Here is a 380-nt window from a genome sequence, read left to right as displayed (position 1 = left end):
AACGAAACCGGCCACGGCGTCACCGCCACCAACAGCCTGCTGCCCATCAAAGACGTCATCCGGTTGGCCGCCGACGCGCAACCCTGGTTGGCGGTCTTCGGCGAGCACACCACCGTGCCCCTGTATTTGGGTCGCGCCCGGCTCGCGAGCCGCGGGCAACGCATCGCCCTGTTCGCCAAACCCGACGGACAAGTGTGCTCACACCCCGGCTGCTCACAACCGGCCGCGCACTCGGAAATCCACCACGCCACCCTCGACTACGCGAAGGGCGGGCTCACCAACATCGACGACCTCGCACCCGCCTGCCCGAAACACAACCGGATGGTCGGCGACAAACTCGGCCACTACACCACCGGCATCTACCGCGACGGACCCCTCGC

The 380-nt window shown here is 67.4% G+C and carries 1 protein-coding gene; it reads left to right on the top strand.

Annotation, left to right across the window (positions count from 1 at the left end; all coding sequences use genetic code 11):
• Window positions 1-380 (top strand): DUF222 domain-containing protein (locus ACPXB3_RS22550; protein WP_425729875.1); only part of this gene is annotated, 380 nt, incomplete at both ends.

This window comes from Gordonia sp. DT219 (assembly GCF_049847065.1).
GTDB lineage: Bacteria > Actinomycetota > Actinomycetes > Mycobacteriales > Mycobacteriaceae > Gordonia.
The sequence above is the reverse complement of the archived record's forward strand: the minus strand, read 5'-3'. Positions and strand labels throughout refer to the sequence as shown.